This window comes from Bacillus sp. UNC69MF (genome assembly GCF_000746035.1).
Taxonomy (GTDB): Bacteria; Bacillota; Bacilli; order Bacillales; family Bacillaceae; genus Bacillus; species Bacillus velezensis.
On sequence record NZ_KN050798.1, the window covers coordinates 793,282 to 810,739 of the forward strand.

At 46.8% G+C, this 17,458-nt stretch carries 14 protein-coding genes; all 14 read left to right on the plus strand.

What is annotated here, in order from left to right; genetic code table 11:
* Positions 1–4: 4 nt before the first annotated feature.
* The 14 genes from rseP to pnp all read left to right on the plus strand — a co-directional run bounded on the left by rseP (position 5) and on the right by pnp (position 17,411).
* Entirely contained in the window at positions 5–1,273 is a 1,269-nt protein-coding gene (rseP, locus tag BR62_RS0116065) for an RIP metalloprotease RseP (RefSeq protein WP_007611459.1), read from the plus strand.
* A 31-nt stretch (positions 1,274–1,304) separates the two neighbouring features.
* A complete protein-coding gene (proS, locus tag BR62_RS0116070; RefSeq protein WP_032871496.1) occupies positions 1,305–2,999 on the plus strand; it encodes a proline--tRNA ligase in 1,695 nt (564 codons plus the stop codon).
* A gap of 111 nt (positions 3,000–3,110) precedes the next feature.
* Complete coding sequence (locus BR62_RS0116075) at positions 3,111–7,424, plus strand: PolC-type DNA polymerase III (RefSeq protein ID WP_025284735.1); 4,314 nt, start codon at positions 3,111–3,113, stop codon at positions 7,422–7,424.
* A gap of 239 nt (positions 7,425–7,663) precedes the next feature.
* Positions 7,664–8,134 carry a ribosome maturation factor RimP gene (rimP, locus tag BR62_RS0116080; RefSeq protein ID WP_007409801.1) on the plus strand — a complete coding sequence of 157 codons (471 nt, stop codon included), beginning with the start codon at positions 7,664–7,666 and terminating at the stop codon, positions 8,132–8,134.
* A gap of 39 nt (positions 8,135–8,173) precedes the next feature.
* Positions 8,174–9,295 (plus strand): transcription termination factor NusA, encoded by a 1,122-nt coding sequence (gene nusA / locus BR62_RS0116085; RefSeq protein ID WP_003154195.1) that lies wholly within the window; start codon positions 8,174–8,176, stop codon positions 9,293–9,295.
* A 13-nt stretch (positions 9,296–9,308) separates the two neighbouring features.
* Positions 9,309–9,584: an RNase P modulator RnpM gene (gene rnpM, locus BR62_RS0116090; protein WP_032866046.1), complete on the plus strand. Its 276-nt coding sequence runs from the start codon at positions 9,309–9,311 to the stop codon at positions 9,582–9,584.
* Between the two features lies 1 nt (position 9,585).
* On the plus strand, positions 9,586–9,888 hold the full coding sequence (locus BR62_RS0116095) for a YlxQ family RNA-binding protein (RefSeq protein WP_003154192.1): 303 nt from the start codon (positions 9,586–9,588) through the stop codon (positions 9,886–9,888).
* Positions 9,889–9,907: 19 nt separating this feature from the next.
* Positions 9,908–12,058: a translation initiation factor IF-2 gene (gene infB, locus BR62_RS0116100; protein WP_015417484.1), complete on the plus strand. Its 2,151-nt coding sequence runs from the start codon at positions 9,908–9,910 to the stop codon at positions 12,056–12,058.
* Positions 12,055–12,333, plus strand: coding sequence for a DUF503 domain-containing protein (locus BR62_RS0116105; protein ID WP_003154188.1), 279 nt, complete (start codon positions 12,055–12,057; stop codon positions 12,331–12,333). The genes infB and BR62_RS0116105 overlap by 4 nt, the downstream gene beginning before the upstream one ends.
* Positions 12,334–12,349: 16 nt before the next feature.
* Positions 12,350–12,703, plus strand: coding sequence for a 30S ribosome-binding factor RbfA (gene rbfA / locus BR62_RS0116110; protein ID WP_003154185.1), 354 nt, complete (start codon positions 12,350–12,352; stop codon positions 12,701–12,703).
* An 84-nt stretch (positions 12,704–12,787) separates the two neighbouring features.
* Positions 12,788–13,717 (plus strand): tRNA pseudouridine(55) synthase TruB, encoded by a 930-nt coding sequence (gene truB / locus BR62_RS0116115; protein WP_017417788.1) that lies wholly within the window; start codon positions 12,788–12,790, stop codon positions 13,715–13,717.
* A 19-nt stretch (positions 13,718–13,736) separates the two neighbouring features.
* Positions 13,737–14,678 (plus strand): bifunctional riboflavin kinase/FAD synthetase, encoded by a 942-nt coding sequence (gene ribF / locus BR62_RS0116120; protein ID WP_032871498.1) that lies wholly within the window; start codon positions 13,737–13,739, stop codon positions 14,676–14,678.
* Between the two features lie 165 nt (positions 14,679–14,843).
* Positions 14,844–15,113 (plus strand): 30S ribosomal protein S15, encoded by a 270-nt coding sequence (gene rpsO, locus BR62_RS0116125; protein WP_003154182.1) that lies wholly within the window; start codon positions 14,844–14,846, stop codon positions 15,111–15,113.
* Between the two features lie 174 nt (positions 15,114–15,287).
* Positions 15,288–17,411 carry a polyribonucleotide nucleotidyltransferase gene (pnp, locus tag BR62_RS0116130; protein WP_007409805.1) on the plus strand — a complete coding sequence of 708 codons (2,124 nt, stop codon included), beginning with the start codon at positions 15,288–15,290 and terminating at the stop codon, positions 17,409–17,411.
* The last annotated feature ends 47 nt before the right edge of the window (positions 17,412–17,458 follow it).

The following is a 17,458-nucleotide window of genomic DNA, read 5'->3' on the forward strand; positions in this document are numbered from 1 at the left end:
TGGTATGTTCGTGAATACAGTTATCGCGTTTATTATTATTTTCGGAACGCTCGTTTTTTTCCATGAGCTGGGGCATTTATTGCTCGCCCAAAGAGCGGGAATCCTTTGCCGTGAATTTGCGATCGGCTTCGGCCCTAAAATCTTTTCATTTAAAAAGAATGAAACCGTGTATACGATCAGACTCCTTCCGGTCGGCGGGTTCGTCCGCATGGCCGGTGAAGACCCGGAGATGATCGAAGTCAAACCCGGTTATACCGTCGGGCTTCTTTTTAATAAAGATGACGAAGTGGAAAAAGTCATCATTAATCAAAAGGAAAAATATCCCGACGCTTTAATTATCGAGGTGGAGACGGCTGATCTTGAGCACGAAATGAAGATTACCGGGTACGAGCAGGGGAAAGAAGATGAACTGGCGGGCTTTACTGTCAGTCAGACCTCTTTTTTTATCGTAGACGGAGAAGAAGTGCAGATTGCGCCTTACAATCGACAATTCGGGTCTAAACCCGTATGGAAGCGGATTAAGGCGATTGCTGCCGGTCCGATAATGAACTTCATCTTAGCGTATGTCATTCTCGTCATGCTTGGATTCATTCAAGGCGTGCCTTCGAATCAGCCTGAGCTCGGGAAGCTGACAGACAATGGACGCGCAGCGGCTGCCGGTTTAAAAGAAGGCGACTATATCCAGAGCATTAACGGTGAAAAAATGAGGTCATGGACCGACATCGTGACAGCGGTAAAAGAAAATCCCGGAAAAAAAATCGATGTCGCCGTCAAACGGGACGGCAAATCGTTTCATATCTCGGTTACACCTGAAGCTGTAAAAGATGAAAATAAAAAAACAATCGGCCGCTTCGGCTCTTATGCGCCGACTGAAAAAGGCGCGCTTGCAGCGATTGCCTATGGCGCGACATCTACCGTTGATGTCACAAAAGCGATTCTGACCAATCTGAGCAAACTTGTGACAGGCCAGTTTAAGCTTGATATGCTTTCGGGTCCTGTCGGCATTTATGATATGACGGATCAAGTTGCAAAAACCGGTATTATCAACCTATTCCAGTTTGCGGCGTTTTTAAGCATCAACCTGGGAATTGTCAACCTGCTGCCGATACCGGCGCTTGACGGCGGGCGGCTGCTGTTTTTATTCATTGAAGCAATCCGCGGCAAGCCGATAAACCGTGACAAGGAAGCATTTGTCGTATTTATCGGCGTAGCTTTCTTAATGCTTCTTATGCTGGTTGTCACATGGAACGATATCCAGCGTTTATTCTTATAATTGACTAGTAAAAAATCAGAGGTGCGAAGACATGAGACAAAGTTTGACGCTTATTCCGACCCTGAGAGAAGTGCCGGCTGATGCTGAAGCAAAAAGCCATAAGCTTCTGCTGAGAGCGGGATTTATCAGACAAAATACGAGCGGGGTTTACAGCTACATGCCCCTGGCTTACAGGGTCATTCAAAACATTCAGAAGATCGTGCGTGAAGAAATGGAAAAAATCAACGCGGTGGAAATGCTGATGCCGGCCCTTCAGCAGGCTGAAACATGGCAGGAATCAGGCAGGTGGTATACGTACGGGCCTGAATTAATGCGTCTGAAAGACCGCCACGGCCGTGAATTTGCTTTAGGCGCGACACATGAAGAAGTCATTACTTCTCTCGTGCGTGATGAGGTGAAATCTTATAAGCGTCTGCCGCTCACTCTTTACCAGATCCAGTCTAAATTCAGAGATGAAAAACGCCCGCGTTTCGGCTTATTGCGCGGACGCGAATTCATCATGAAAGATGCGTATTCTTTCCATGCTTCTGAAGAAAGTCTGGAGGAAACATACCAAAATATGTACGGCGCATACAGCAGCATTTTCGCACGCTGTGAATTAAACGTCCGTCCCGTTATTGCCGACTCGGGCGCGATGGGCGGAAAAGACACGCATGAATTTATGGCTCTTTCTGAAATAGGGGAAGATACCATCGCTTATTCTGATGGATCCTCTTACGCAGCCAATACGGAAATGGCGGAAGTTGTCATGAACAGCGAGCCGTCAGATGAAACACCCGAGGCATTGGAGAAAATTGATACGCCGAATGTCAAAAGCATTGAAGAGCTCGCTTCGTTCTTGCAGATCGAGCCGAGCGCCTGCATCAAATCAATGCTGTTTAAAGCTGATGACCGATTTGTTCTCGTGTTAGTAAGAGGCGATCATGAGGTCAATGACGTGAAAGTGAAAAACCTTCTGAACGCGGAAGTGGTTGAGCTTGCGTCTCATGAAGAAGTAGCAGAGAAACTTGGCACGGAGCCGGGATTTGCGGGGCCGATCGGCGCTGCCGGCGACATTGAGATTTATGCCGACCAAGCCGTAAAAGTAATGGTAAACGCCGTTAGCGGCGCGAATGAAAAAGACCGTCATTACCGAAACGTAAACATCGAACGTGACGTGTCAGTAAAAGCGTATGCCGATCTTCGAATCATTCAGGAAGGCGATCCGTCACCTGACGGAAAAGGCACGATCCGTTTCGCTGAAGGGATTGAGGTCGGACAAGTCTTTAAACTCGGCACGCGTTACTCTGAAGCGATGAATGCGACATACCTTGATGAAAACGGGCGTGCGCAGCCGATGCTGATGGGATGTTACGGAATCGGCGTGTCCAGAATGCTTTCAGCCATCGCTGAACAGCATCACGACGAAAAAGGCTTGATCTGGCCGAAAAGCGTTGCTCCGTATGACCTTCATATTTTGGCGCTGAATATGAAAAACGAAGCGCAAAAAGAGCTTGCTGAACAGCTTTACGGCAAATTCCAGGCGGAAGGTTATGAGGTATTATACGATGACCGCGCTGAACGCGCAGGCGTGAAGTTTGCTGATTCTGATCTGATCGGCCTTCCGATCCGCATCACTGTCGGAAAACGTGCCGATGAAGGCATCGTAGAAGTGAAAATCCGCAAAACCGGTGAATCTGCCGAAGTTTCAGTGGATGAGCTTTCTGAATTTATTAAGACGAAGTAAACACCATAACGAATCATACAAAATCATGTTAAAATAGAGAAAAAAGAAGGTACCTCATCACCTGCGGAGGTACCTTCACTTATGATGTTTTAAGGGAGGGATACTGTCTGAATGGAACAGTTATCAGTAAACAGAAGACAGTTTCAGATTCTTCTGCAGCAGCTTAATATGACAGATGATACCTTCATGACATACTTTGAAGACGGAGAGATTGATAAACTGACAATCCATAAAGCAGAAAAGGTCTGGCATTTCCAATTTCGCTTTAAGGCTCTTCTGCCTTATCAAATATATGACTCATTCATGATGAGGTTAACACAATCGTTTGCTCACATCGCCCGTGTCACATCGTCTGTTCAGGTCATCGACCCTACAGTGACAGAGGAGCTTGTACAGGATTATTGGACACGCTGTATTGAAGAGCTTGAAGGAACCTCGCCGCCGATGGTGGCTCTTTTGAATCAGCAGAAGCCGAAGCTCAAGGGAAACAAACTGATCGTGAAAACAAAAACAGATACAGAAGCATCTGCGCTCAAAAATAAATACAGCGCACTGATTCAGCACAGCTACCGCCAATTCGGCTTTCCGGAACTTCAGCTGGATACCGAAATTTTCGTATCTGACCAAGAAGTCCAGAAATTCCGCGAGCAAAAGCTTGCTGAAGATCAGGAGCGGGCGATGCAAGCGCTTATCGAGATGGAGAAGAAGGAAAAAGAGGGCGATGAGGATCAGGCACCGTCCGGACCGCTTGTCATCGGCTATCAAATTAAAGAGAACGAAGAAATCCGGACGCTAGACAGCATCATGGATGAAGAAAGAAGAATTACGGTGCAGGGGTTTGTGTTTGATGCTGAAACACGCGAGCTGAAAAGCGGACGCACGCTCTGCATTTTCAAAATCACGGACTATACAAACAGCATTTTAGTAAAAATGTTCGCCAGAGAAAAAGAAGACGCCGCTTTGATGAAAACGCTGAAAAAAGGCATGTGGGTGAAGGCGCGGGGAAGCATTCAAAACGATACATTCGTTAGAGACCTCGTTATGATTGCAAATGACGTGAATGAAATAAAAGCCAAAACCCGTGAAGACACCGCTCCTGAAGGCGAAAAACGGGTTGAGCTTCATCTGCATTCTCCGATGAGCCAAATGGATGCTGTAACGGGCATCGGAAAGCTTGTCGAACAGGCGAAAAAATGGGGACATGAAGCGATTGCGTTAACTGATCATGCCGTTGTGCAGTCTTTCCCGGATGCCTATTCCGCCGCGAAAAAACACGGCATTAAAATGATTTACGGAATGGAAGCCAATATCGTAGATGACGGCGTGCCGATCGCATACAATCCAGCTCACCGTCTCCTGGAAGAAGACACATACGTTGTCTTTGACGTTGAAACGACAGGTCTGTCCGCAGTGTATGACACCATCATTGAGCTTGCCGCAGTCAAAATAAGAGGCGGAGAAATTATCGATAAATTCGAAGCGTTTGCCAATCCGCACCATCCGCTGTCAGCAACGACGATAGAGCTTACCGGGATTACGGACGACATGGTCCGCGACGCTCCCGATGTCGTTGACGTCGTCCGGGATTTTAAAGAATGGATCGGCGATGACGTGCTTGTGGCTCATAACGCCAGCTTTGATATGGGATTTTTAAATGTGGCGTACAAGCGTCTTTTGAAAACGGAAAAAGCGAAAAATCCGGTCATTGATACGCTGGAACTCGCGCGTTTCCTGTATCCTGAGTTTAAAAATCACCGCTTAAATACGTTATGTAAGAAGTTTGATATCGAATTAACCCAGCATCACCGAGCGGTTTTTGACGCTGAAGCAACGGGCTACCTGCTGTTGAAAATGCTCAAAGATGCCGCTGAAAAAGACATTTTTTATCATGATCAGCTGAATGAGAATATGGGACAATCCAATGCTTATCAGAGATCAAGACCTTATCACGCTACATTGCTTGCCGTAAATGAGACCGGCCTTAAAAATCTGTTTAAGCTCGTGTCCATTTCTCATATTCAATATTTCTACAGAGTGCCGCGCATTCCGAGGTCGCAGCTTAATAAATACAGAGAAGGTCTGTTAATCGGCTCTGCCTGTGACAGGGGTGAGGTCTTTGAAGGCATGATGCAAAAATCTCCTGAAGAGGTTGAAGATATCGCATCCTTCTATGATTATCTTGAAGTGCAGCCGCCGGAAGTATACAGACACCTTCTGCAGCTTGAGCTCGTCCGGGATGAAAAAGCGCTGAAAGAAATCATCGCCAACATTACGAAGCTCGGAGAAAAATTGAATAAGCCGGTCGTGGCTACGGGAAATGTCCACTATTTAAACGATGAGGATAAAATTTACCGGAAGATCTTAATATCTTCCCAAGGCGGCGCCAACCCGTTAAACAGACACGAACTGCCTAAAGTGCACTTCAGAACGACAGATGAAATGCTGGAGGCTTTCTCCTTCCTCGGTGCGGAAAAAGCGAAAGAAATCGTGGTTGACAATACGCAGAAAGTCGCTTCGATGATCGATGAGATCAAACCGATCAAAGACGATCTGTACACGCCGAAAATTGACGGGGCCGATGAAGAAATCCGTGAAATGAGCTATCAGCGCGCCAGAAGCATTTACGGTGAAGAGCTTCCCGAAATTGTGGAAGCGAGAATAGAAAAAGAATTAAAAAGTATCATCGGTCATGGATTCGCCGTTATTTATCTCATCTCTCATAAGCTTGTAAAACGGTCTCTGGATGACGGTTATCTCGTCGGCTCCCGGGGGTCCGTCGGTTCATCGCTTGTGGCGACCTTAACGGAAATCACTGAAGTGAACCCGCTCGCTCCGCACTACGTGTGCCCGAGCTGCCGATATTCCGAATTCTTTAATGACGGATCAGTCGGTTCCGGTTTTGACCTTCCGGATAAAAGCTGCCCGTCTTGCGGCACCCCTTTGAAAAAGGACGGACATGATATCCCGTTTGAAACGTTCTTAGGCTTTAAAGGTGACAAAGTACCCGATATCGATTTGAACTTCTCAGGTGAGTATCAGCCGCATGCCCATAACTACACGAAAGTATTGTTCGGTGAAGATAACGTGTATCGCGCGGGAACGATCGGCACCGTCGCGGAAAAGACGGCTTACGGATATGTGAAAGGCTATGCGGGCGATCACAACCTACACATGCGCGGCGCGGAGATCGACCGTCTGGTGCAAGGCTGCACCGGCGTTAAGAGAACGACCGGCCAGCACCCGGGGGGGATTATCGTTGTCCCGGATTACATGGATATTTACGATTTTTCACCGATACAATTCCCGGCAGATGCGACGGGGTCTGAATGGAAAACGACTCATTTTGACTTCCACTCCATTCATGACAACCTGCTGAAGCTTGATATATTGGGGCACGATGATCCGACCGTCATCCGGATGCTCCAGGATTTAAGCGGAATTGATCCGAAGACGATTCCGACAGATGATCCGGAAGTTATGAAGATTTTCCAAGGCACAGAATCGCTCGGCGTTACTGAAGAGCAGATCGGCTGTAAAACGGGGACGCTCGGCATTCCTGAATTCGGGACGCGATTTGTGCGGCAGATGCTTGAGGATACGAAGCCGACGACGTTCTCCGAGCTTGTCCAGATTTCCGGGCTTTCTCACGGAACGGACGTATGGCTCGGCAATGCGCAGGAACTGATACACAACAATACGTGTGAACTGAGCGAAGTGATCGGCTGCCGTGATGACATTATGGTTTACTTGATCTATCAGGGCCTTGAGCCTTCACTGGCCTTTAAAATCATGGAATTCGTCCGTAAAGGCAAAGGCCTGACGCCGGAATGGGAAGAAGAAATGAAAAAGAACAATGTGCCGAACTGGTATATTGATTCATGCAAAAAAATCAAATACATGTTCCCGAAAGCCCACGCCGCCGCATACGTGCTGATGGCGGTGCGGATTGCATACTTTAAAGTGCATCACGCGCTTTTATATTATGCTGCGTATTTTACCGTCCGCGCAGATGACTTTGACATTGATACAATGATTAAAGGCTCGACTGCCATCAGAGCGGTGATGGATGATATCAGCTCTAAAGGGCTTGATGCTTCGCCGAAGGAGAAAAACCTCCTTACCGTGTTAGAGCTTGCGCTTGAAATGTGTGAGCGCGGCTATTCCTTCCAGAAGGTCGATCTATACCGTTCGAGCGCTTCGGAATTTATCATTGACGGCAACAGTCTCATCCCGCCGTTCAACTCAATTCCGGGACTCGGAACCAACGCCGCTCTCAATATTGTGAAAGCGCGGAAGGAAGGGGAGTTCCTTTCAAAAGAGGATCTTCAAAAACGCGGAAAAGTGTCAAAAACCATTTTAGAGTATTTAGACCGTCACGGCTGTCTTGAGTCGCTTCCGGACCAAAATCAGCTGTCTCTGTTTTAAGCTTTGTGCACAGCCTCCGGGCGGAGTTTGATTTGCATTAAATATATGGTTATGGTATAGTTTTATTGGAAATGCTAACGATTACCGAGGCAAAGAGTGGGGAAACCCGCTCTTTTGTATTGAACAGGCAATTTTGCCTCGACATGTCCATCGTTTTCTCAATGCCCCTGCTCTTTTGAAGCAGGGTTTTTATGCAGAGGAACGGCTGATATGATATCGACAGCACAAGGAGGAAAAACATGAGCAAAAAAGTGACTGATACCGTTCAAGAAATGGCTCAGCCCATACTGGATGACCTTCAGCTTGAACTCGTAGACATTGAATTTGTCAAAGAGGGTCAAAACTGGTTCCTTCGCGTGTTTATTGATTCCGAGAACGGTGTTGATATTGAGGAGTGCGCCAAAGTCAGCGAAGCGTTAAGCGAAAAGCTGGATGAGGCCGATCCGATCACCCAGAACTACTTTCTTGAAGTATCTTCTCCTGGAGCCGAGCGTCCATTAAAGAAAAAAGCCGACTTCGAAAAATCACTGGGCAAAAATGTGTACATGAAAACGTACGAACCGATTGACGGTTTAAAAGTGTTTGAAGGCAAATTGGCTGAATTCGATGGACAAACTGTTACAATAGAGATGACGGTCAAAACAAGAAAGAAACGGGTCAATATTCCGTATGAAAAAATAGCTAACGCAAGATTAGCTGTAACATTTTAATGAATGAAGTATTAGTGTTTAAGGGGGGAGACCGCTAACATGAGCAGTGAACTATTAGATGCTCTCACTATTCTTGAAAAAGAAAAAGGCATCAGTAAAGACATTATCATCGAAGCAATTGAAGCTGCCTTAATTTCCGCGTATAAGCGAAATTTTAACCAGGCGCAAAACGTACGGGTCGATCTGAACCGTGAGACGGGCACGATCCGCGTGTTCGCAAGAAAGGATGTCGTAGACGAGGTATACGATTCAAGACTTGAAATCTCGCTTGACGACGCCCAGCACATCCATCCGAACTACCTTGTCGGAGATGTCGTTGAAATAGAAGTAACGCCGAAAGACTTCGGCCGCATTGCTGCGCAGACGGCGAAACAAGTGGTGACGCAGCGTGTCCGTGAAGCTGAGCGCGGCGTGATTTACTCAGAATTTATCGATCGTGAAGAAGACATCATGACGGGAATTGTACAGCGCTTAGACAGCAAGTTTATTTACGTGTCTCTCGGCAAGATTGAAGCGCTGCTGCCCGTCAATGAACAAATGCCGAATGAGAGCTATAAACCGCACGATCGGATTAAAGTATTTATCACAAAGGTCGAAAAAACGACAAAAGGGCCTCAGATCTATGTATCAAGAACGCATCCTGGTCTGTTGAAGCGTCTTTTTGAAATCGAAGTGCCGGAAATTTATGACGGAACGGTCGAACTGAAATCCGTTGCCAGAGAAGCGGGCGACCGCTCTAAAATCTCCGTCCGCACTGATGACCCTGACGTTGATCCGGTCGGTTCATGCGTCGGTCCTAAAGGCCAGCGCGTGCAGGCGATTGTCAATGAACTGAAGGGCGAAAAAATTGATATCGTCAACTGGTCTGATGATCCGGTTGAATTTGTTGCCAATGCGCTCAGCCCGTCTAAAGTGCTGGATGTCATCGTCAGCGAAGAAGAAAAAGCCACGACTGTCATCGTTCCTGATTACCAGCTTTCTCTGGCAATCGGAAAAAGAGGGCAAAACGCCCGCTTAGCTGCGAAACTGACAGGCTGGAAAATCGATATCAAAAGTGAAACGGATGCAAGAGACCTTGGCATCTATCCGAGAGAGCATGAAGAAGATGACGATTTAGAGCCGCTCTTTATGGAGCCTGAAACAGCCGAATCGGATGAATAAGAGGTGACTTTAGGTGAATAAGCGAAAAAAAATTCCTCTGCGCAAATGCGTGGTAACGGGGGAAATGAAGCCTAAAAAGGAACTGATCCGAATTGTCCGTTCTAAAGAAGGAGAGATTTCAGTCGATCCGACCGGAAAGAAGAACGGGCGGGGTGCCTATATCACCCTTGAGAAAGAATGCATCTTAGCTGCGAAAAAGAGAAACACATTGCAAAATCAATTTCAATCACAAATCGATGACCAGATTTTCGAAGAATTGCTGGAACTGGCGGAAAAGGTGAAAAAATAACATGTCTGGAATGGAATGGTTTCCCTTGCTGGGTCTGGCCAATCGAGCTCGTAAGGTCGTGTCGGGCGAGGACTTGGTTATAAAAGAAATTAGAAATGCGCGTGCAAAACTTGTTCTGCTGACAGAAGATGCATCTGCGAATACTGCAAAAAAAGTATCCGATAAATGCAATTATTATAAAGTGCCTTATAAAAAAGTCGAAAGCCGCGCTGATCTCGGCCGCTCTATCGGCAAGGAATCACGTGTCGTTGTCGCCGTCACTGACCAAGGTTTTGCGAATAAGCTGATCAGCTTGCTCGATTAATATTTTTGGGGGTGAACGAATGGCTAAAATGAGAGTTTACGAATATGCAAAAGCCATCAATGTTTCAAGCAAGGAAATTTTGACTGCGCTGAAAAACATGGATATAGTAGTAAATAACCATATGGCAATGCTTGAAGAAAAGACCATTAAGCAGCTTGATGCGAAATTTAAAAAAGGCGGCGCCGGCGTTACATCTCAGAAGCCTGCGGAAACGAACAAAAACAAGCCGCAAGGGATTAATCAGCAGCCTGCTGGGAATCAACCAAACAAAATTCGAGACGGAAAGAAGAATGACGTGCAGAATAATCAATTTAACAAAAACAAGAAGAATAACAACAACAACAAAAACAAAAACAAACGCAATCATAACAACAAAAATCAGTATCAGCAAAAACCGCTGAAGCCAAAAAAAGAGCTTCCTGAGAAAATTACGTTTTCCGGCTCTTTAACAGTCGGAGCTTTAGCCGAGGAACTGGGCAAAGAGCCGTCTGAACTCATTAAAAAACTGATGCTTCTGGGCGTAATGGCTACCATTAACCAGGAGCTTGACAAAGACACAATCGAACTGATCGCATCTGAATACGGTGTAGAAACAGAAGAAGTGATTGTGCTTGAAGAAACTGAGCTTGAAAAATATGAAGAGGCTGACAAAGAAGAAGATCTTCAAATCCGTCCGCCTGTCGTGACGATCATGGGCCACGTTGACCACGGGAAAACGACCCTGCTTGACAGCATCAGAAAAACAAAAGTTGTTGAAGGTGAAGCCGGCGGAATCACCCAGCATATCGGGGCTTACCAGATCGAAGAAAACGGCAAAAAAATCACGTTCTTAGATACTCCGGGACACGCGGCGTTCACAACAATGCGTGCGCGCGGGGCGGAAGTAACTGATATTACCATTTTAGTCGTAGCGGCTGATGACGGCGTTATGCCGCAGACAGTCGAAGCCATCAACCATGCGAAAGCGGCTGAGGTTCCGATTATCGTTGCCGTGAATAAAGTGGATAAAGAAAGCGCGAACCCTGACCGTGTCATGCAGGAGCTGACTGAATACGGACTCGTTCCTGAAGCATGGGGAGGAGAAACGATTTTCGTTCCTCTGTCCGCTCTTACAGGCAAGGGAATTGACGAGCTTGTCGAAATGATTCTGCTTGTCAGTGAAGTGGAAGAGCTGAAAGCCAATCCGAACCGTCAGGCAAAAGGAACGGTTATTGAAGCTGAGCTCGATAAAGGAAGAGGGTCTGTCGCGACACTTCTCGTTCAAACGGGAACATTGAATGTCGGAGATCCGATCGTTGTCGGAAATACATTCGGCCGCGTGCGGGCCATGGTCAATGATCTCGGCCGCCGCGTGAAAACAGCCGGACCGTCCACACCTGTAGAAATTACTGGCTTAAACGACGTACCGCAGGCTGGCGATCAATTCCTCGTCTTTAAAGACGAAAAAACAGCCCGTTCTGTCGGTGAAGCACGCGCTTCCAAGCAACTGGAAGAACAGCGCAGCGACAAAGCGAAGCTGAGCCTCGATGATCTGTTTGAACAAATTAAACAAGGCGATGTCAAAGACATCAATTTAATCGTAAAAGCTGACGTTCAAGGTTCAGCCGAAGCGTTAACAGCCGCTCTCCAAAAAATTGAAGTAGAAGGCGTAAAAGTGAAAATCATTCACACAGGCGTCGGTGCGATTACGGAATCAGACATCATTCTCGCATCTGCTTCAAATGCAATCGTTATCGGGTTTAATGTGCGCCCAGACGGAAATGCTAAGAGCACGGCTGAAGCTGAAAATGTAGATATCCGTCTTCACCGTATCATTTACAAAGTCATCGAAGAAATTGAAGCGGCGATGAAAGGAATGCTTGATCCTGAATACGAAGAAAAAGTCATCGGCCAGGTTGAAGTGCGCCAAACATTCAAAGTGTCGAAAATCGGCACGATTGCCGGCGGATATGTAACAGACGGCCACATTACACGTGACAGCGGACTCCGCCTGATCCGTGACGGCGTGGTCATCTTCGAAGGGGAAGTAGACGTTCTGAAACGCTTCAAAGATGATGTGAAAGAAGTTTCACAAGGATATGAATGTGGTATTACAATTAAGAAATACAATGACATTCGCGAAGGCGACATCCTTGAAGCGTATGTCATGCAGGAAATCGAAAGAAAGTGATCGGATTTGCGGAATGTGAATGCATCATTTATGATGCGGGATCATTAAAGGAGAAACGAGCCGTTCTGAAGCGGATTATAACGAGGGTTCAGAATAAGTTCAACGTGTCGGCCGCAGAAATCGGCTATCAGGACACTTGGCAGCGGACCAGCTTCGGAATCGCCGTCGTCTCCTCCTCTCACGTTCAGGCGGAAAAGGAGATCCAGCGTGTACTCGCGTTTATTGACTCCTTTCCCGAAATAGAACGGACGATCACTAGAACAGAGTGGTTTTAACTTAGAGGTGATTGAATTGAGTATGAGAGCAAACCGTGTCGGCGAGCAGATGAAAAAAGAGCTCGGGGATATTATCAGCCGAAAGCTGAAAGACCCGAGAATCGGATTTCTCACTGTAACAGACGTACGTGTTTCAGGTGATTTACAAATAGCGAAGGTGTATATCTCCGTTCTCGGCGGAGAGAAAAAGAAAGAGGAGGCGCTGAAAGGGCTTGAGAAAGCGAAAGGATTTATCCGTTCCGAAATCGGCAGCCGAATCAGACTCCGCAAAACGCCTGAGCTTGAATTTGAATTTGATGAATCAATTGAGTACGGCAACCGTATTGAAACATTGATTCACGAACTGCATTCAGATAAACCGTCTGAATAACAAGGAAAGAGGATGGGCGAGTGTCGTCTGTCCTCTTTTCTGCGTTTTACGGGATACAATTGATAACAAAGGAGCGAAAGACATATGGTTAACGGAGTTCTCCTTTTACATAAACCGGTCGGCATGACTTCTCACGACTGTGTAATGAAAATAAGAAAGCTGTTAAAAACAAAGAAAGTCGGACATACGGGAACGCTTGATCCGGAAGTGTCAGGCGTACTGCCGATCTGTGTCGGACGGGCCACAAAGATTGTTGAGTACGTCACCGACAAGTCAAAAACGTACGATGCTGAGATCACTCTCGGCTTCTCCACATCGACCGAAGACCAGACTGGAGAAACGGTCAGCGTAAAACCTGTCAAGGAGCCGCTGAAAGAAGCGGATATCAAAGCCGTTTTAGACGAACTGAAGGGACCGCAGGAGCAAGTGCCGCCGATGTATTCCGCTGTAAAGGTCAACGGGAAAAAGCTCTATGAATACGCCAGAGCCGGTATTGAAGTGGAGCGGCCGAAGCGGAATATCACGATTGAAGATATCGCGCTCACTTCCCCTGTCACTTATAAAGAAGACACAGCATCATTCCGCTTTACAGTCACGTGCTCAAAGGGCACTTACGTGAGAACATTGGCGGTGACAATCGGTGAAAAACTCGGCTATCCCGCGCATATGTCGCATCTCATCCGCACCGCTTCCGGCGATTTCAGCCTTGATGAGTGTTTCACGTTTGAGGAACTTGAACAGCAGGTTTCAGACGGAACGGTTGCAGAGCATGCCGTGCCGATTGAAAGAGCGCTCAATCATTTGCCGAAATGGGTCATAAGTGATACATTAGCTAAGAAAGCTGAAAACGGGTCAGTGTTTGACATCCCGGCGGAATTTTCTGCAATGACAGCTGACGCCCGTATAGCGGTCTGTACTGAAGACGGAGAATGTGTGGCCATTTATATGCCGCATCCTTCAAAAAAAGGACTGCTGAAACCGGCTAAAGTGCTCATGCAAAAAAGCGAACAATAAGAAAAAAGGTGACCGTTCTGTGAAGACGATACATATTTCTCATCCGCATCATTTACAAAAAGAAGAGCAGCCGGCGTCTGTCATGGCGCTCGGCTACTTTGACGGCGTTCATTTGGGACACCGGAAAGTAATCGGAACAGCCAGACAAATAGCCGAAGAAAAAGGCCTGTCGCTGGCCGTTATGACGTTTCATCCCCACCCTTCCCATGTGTTGGGCAGGGACAAAGAGCCAAAGGATCTGATTACGCCGCTTGAAGATAAAATCAGCCAGATCGGGCGTTTAGGCGCTGATGTGCTGTATGTCGTAAAGTTTGATGAAGCGTTTGCGTCTCTGTCTCCAAAACAGTTTGCCGAGGAGTATATTTTAGGGTTAAACGCGCGGCACGCTGTGGGAGGCTTCGATTTTACGTACGGAAAATACGGAAAAGGCACGATGGAGACGCTGCCGGACGATTTAAACGGCAAGGCCGGATGCACGACTGTCGAGAAACAGACCGAGCAGGACAGAAAGATCAGCTCCACTTATATCCGGTCAGCGCTGCAGGATGGTGACGTTGAACTTGCGCACACCCTTCTCGGCCAGCCGTATTTTGTCCGGGGCACTGTGATTCACGGAGACAAAAGAGGCCGCACCATCGGTTTTCCGACCGCGAATGTCGGCCTGCACAACAGTTATATCGTGCCGCCGACAGGCGTGTATGCAGTGAAAGCCGAAATAAAAGGCGAGGTGTATGAAGGCGTCTGCAACATCGGCTACAAACCGACCTTTTATGAAAAGCGTCCCGATCAGCCGTCAATTGAAGTACATTTGTTTAATTTTCAACAGGATGTATACGGAGAAGACGTTAAAATCGAGTGGTACAAACGAATCCGAAGCGAACGGAAGTTTAACGGCATCGAAGAACTGACGGCTCAGATCGGGAAAGACAAACAAGAAGCGATCCGTTTTTTCAGCAAATAACGGAAAAAACATCAAAAGTACACAAATTTTCTTCTAAAAGATTTGCATATGGGCGCGATTTTTAGTATCATATGTTTCGTAGTCTTAAAACCATTGCTTGGCAATCCGAAGTCACCGACGGTTGCTAGGTAACTGGGGCTAATTATGATATGGAGGTGAAACAGGATGGCAATTACTCAAGAGCGTAAAAATCAACTCATCAGTGAGTTCAAAACACACGAATCTGATACTGGATCTCCAGAAGTTCAGATCGCTATCCTAACAGACTCAATTAACAACTTGAACGAGCATTTGCGTACTCACAAGAAAGATCACCACTCACGTCGCGGTCTTCTTAAAATGGTAGGTAAACGTCGTAATCTTCTTACGTATCTGCGTAATAAAGACGTAACTCGTTACCGTGAGTTAATTAACAAACTAGGCTTACGTCGATAATCGTAAAAAGCGGGAGGATTCCCGCTTTTTTATCGTATTAAAGCGAAAAAAATAATGATAAAAAAACAATGAAATCCTTTTACATACTACTTTGACATTGATATGTTCAATTCATTTCGTTCATAATAGGAGTAATTGATTATTTCACACATTAAGAGAGGAGCTCGTAATCGAATGGGACAAGAGAAACATGTCTTTACCATAGATTGGGCCGGCAGACAGCTTACAGTAGAAGCCGGCCAGCTTGCCAAACAGGCAAACGGCGCTGTCATGGTCCGCTACGGCGATACTGCAGTGCTCAGCACAGCAACCGCATCAAAAGAACCGAAACCGCTAGATTTTTTCCCGCTTACCGTTAACTATGAAGAAAGATTATACGCAGTAGGTAAAATTCCGGGCGGTTTTATTAAAAGAGAAGGCCGTCCAAGTGAAAAGGCTGTTTTAGCCAGCCGTCTGATCGACCGTCCGATCCGCCCGCTTTTCGCAGACGGATTCCGTAACGAAGTACAGGTCATCAGCATTGTCATGAGTGTTGATCAGGACTGCTCATCTGAAATGGCTGCAATGTTCGGTTCATCACTCGCTCTTTGCGTTTCCGATATCCCGTTTGAAGGCCCGATCGCGGGTGTGACGGTAGGCCGCATTGACGGAAAATTCGTCATCAATCCGACGGTTGACCAGCTTGAAAAAAGTGATATCAACCTCATCGTTGCAGGCACAAAAGACGCCATCAACATGGTGGAAGCCGGAGCGGATGAAGTTCCTGAAGAAATCATGCTTGAGGCGATTATGTTCGGTCACGAAGAAATTAAGCGCCTGATCGCATTCCAAGAAGAAATCGTCGCAGCAGTCGGCAAAGAGAAAACAGAAATCGAACTGTATGAAATTGACGAAGAGCTCAGCGAAAAAGTAAAAAGCCTTGCGGAGCCGGATCTTCTCAGCGCCATTCAGGTTCACGAAAAACATGCTCGCGAAGACGCGATCAATGAAGTGAAAAATGCAGTTGTCGCGAAATTCGAAGAAGAAGAGCATGATGAAGATACGATTAAAAAAGTGAAACAGACACTGTCTAAACTCGTGAAAAACGAAGTGCGCCGTTTGATCACAGAAGAAAAAGTCCGTCCGGACGGCCGCGGCGTTGATCAGATCCGCCCGCTTTCTTCAGAAGTCGGCCTTCTGCCGAGAACGCACGGCTCCGGGCTGTTTACGAGAGGACAGACGCAGGCGCTCAGCGTATGTACATTAGGCGCCCTTGGGGACGTTCAGATTCTTGACGGTTTAGGCGTGGAAGAATCAAAACGCTTTATGCATCATTATAACTTCCCGCAGTTCAGCGTAGGGGAGACAGGCCCGATGCGCGGACCGGGACGCCGTGAGATCGGTCACGGTGCTCTTGGAGAGCGTGCGCTTGAGCCGGTCATTCCGAATGAAAAAGACTTCCCGTATACGGTCCGCCTCGTATCCGAAGTGCTTGAATCAAACGGTTCCACTTCACAGGCCAGCATTTGCGCGAGTACGCTTGCCATGATGGACGCAGGTGTTCCGATTAAAGCCCCTGTTGCGGGTATCGCGATGGGACTTGTGAAATCAGGCGAGTACTATACGGTATTAACGGATATTCAAGGGATGGAAGACGCCCTCGGTGACATGGACTTTAAAGTAGCCGGCACGGAAAAAGGCGTGACAGCGCTGCAAATGGACATTAAAATTGAAGGCCTTTCAAGAGAAATTCTTGAAGAAGCGCTTCAGCAGGCGAAAAAAGGAAGAATGGAAATCTTAAACAGCATGCTCAGCACGCTTGGTGAATCAAGAAAAGAACTTTCTCAATATGCGCCGAAAATTTTAACGATGAACATTAATCCGGATAAAATCCGTGACGTTATCGGACCGAGCGGTAAACAAATCAACAAAATCATTGAAGATACCGGTGTTAAAATTGACATTGAACAAGACGGCACCATCTTTATTTCTTCTACTGATGAAAGCAGCAACCAAAAAGCGAAAAAAATCATCGAAGATCTTGTCAGAGAAGTCGAAGTCGGCCAGCTTTACCTCGGTAAAGTCAAACGGATTGAGAAATTCGGCGCTTTCGTTGAAATCTTCAGCGGAAAAGACGGTCTCGTTCACATCTCTGAACTAGCGCTCGAACGGGTCGGCAAGGTTGAGGATATTGTGAAAATCGGTGACGAAATCCTTGTGAAGGTAACTGAAATTGACAAACAGGGACGAGTGAATCTGTCGCGTAAAGCAGTGCTGCGCGAAGAGAAAGAAAAAGAACAGGAACAACAACAATCTTAAATGAAAACCTAACAAGGAGCCTGGGAGACCCGGCTTCTTTATTTTGA

Excerpts from the sequence above, each read along its gene's own strand:
- proS (WP_032871496.1), top strand. The coding sequence starts at position 1,305 with ATGAGACAAAGTTTGACGCTTATTCCGACCCTGAGAGAAGTGCCGGCT.
- nusA (WP_003154195.1), top strand. The coding sequence starts at position 8,174 with ATGAGCAGTGAACTATTAGATGCTCTCACTATTCTTGAAAAAGAAAAA.
- BR62_RS0116095 (WP_003154192.1), top strand. The coding sequence starts at position 9,586 with ATGTCTGGAATGGAATGGTTTCCCTTGCTGGGTCTGGCCAATCGAGCT.
- rseP (WP_007611459.1), top strand. The coding sequence starts at position 5 with ATGTTCGTGAATACAGTTATCGCGTTTATTATTATTTTCGGAACGCTC.
- BR62_RS0116075 (WP_025284735.1), top strand. The coding sequence starts at position 3,111 with ATGGAACAGTTATCAGTAAACAGAAGACAGTTTCAGATTCTTCTGCAG.
- infB (WP_015417484.1), top strand. The coding sequence starts at position 9,908 with ATGGCTAAAATGAGAGTTTACGAATATGCAAAAGCCATCAATGTTTCA.
- truB (WP_017417788.1), top strand. The coding sequence starts at position 12,788 with ATGGTTAACGGAGTTCTCCTTTTACATAAACCGGTCGGCATGACTTCT.
- pnp (WP_007409805.1), top strand. The coding sequence starts at position 15,288 with ATGGGACAAGAGAAACATGTCTTTACCATAGATTGGGCCGGCAGACAG.
- rimP (WP_007409801.1), top strand. The coding sequence starts at position 7,664 with ATGAGCAAAAAAGTGACTGATACCGTTCAAGAAATGGCTCAGCCCATA.
- rpsO (WP_003154182.1), top strand. The coding sequence starts at position 14,844 with ATGGCAATTACTCAAGAGCGTAAAAATCAACTCATCAGTGAGTTCAAA.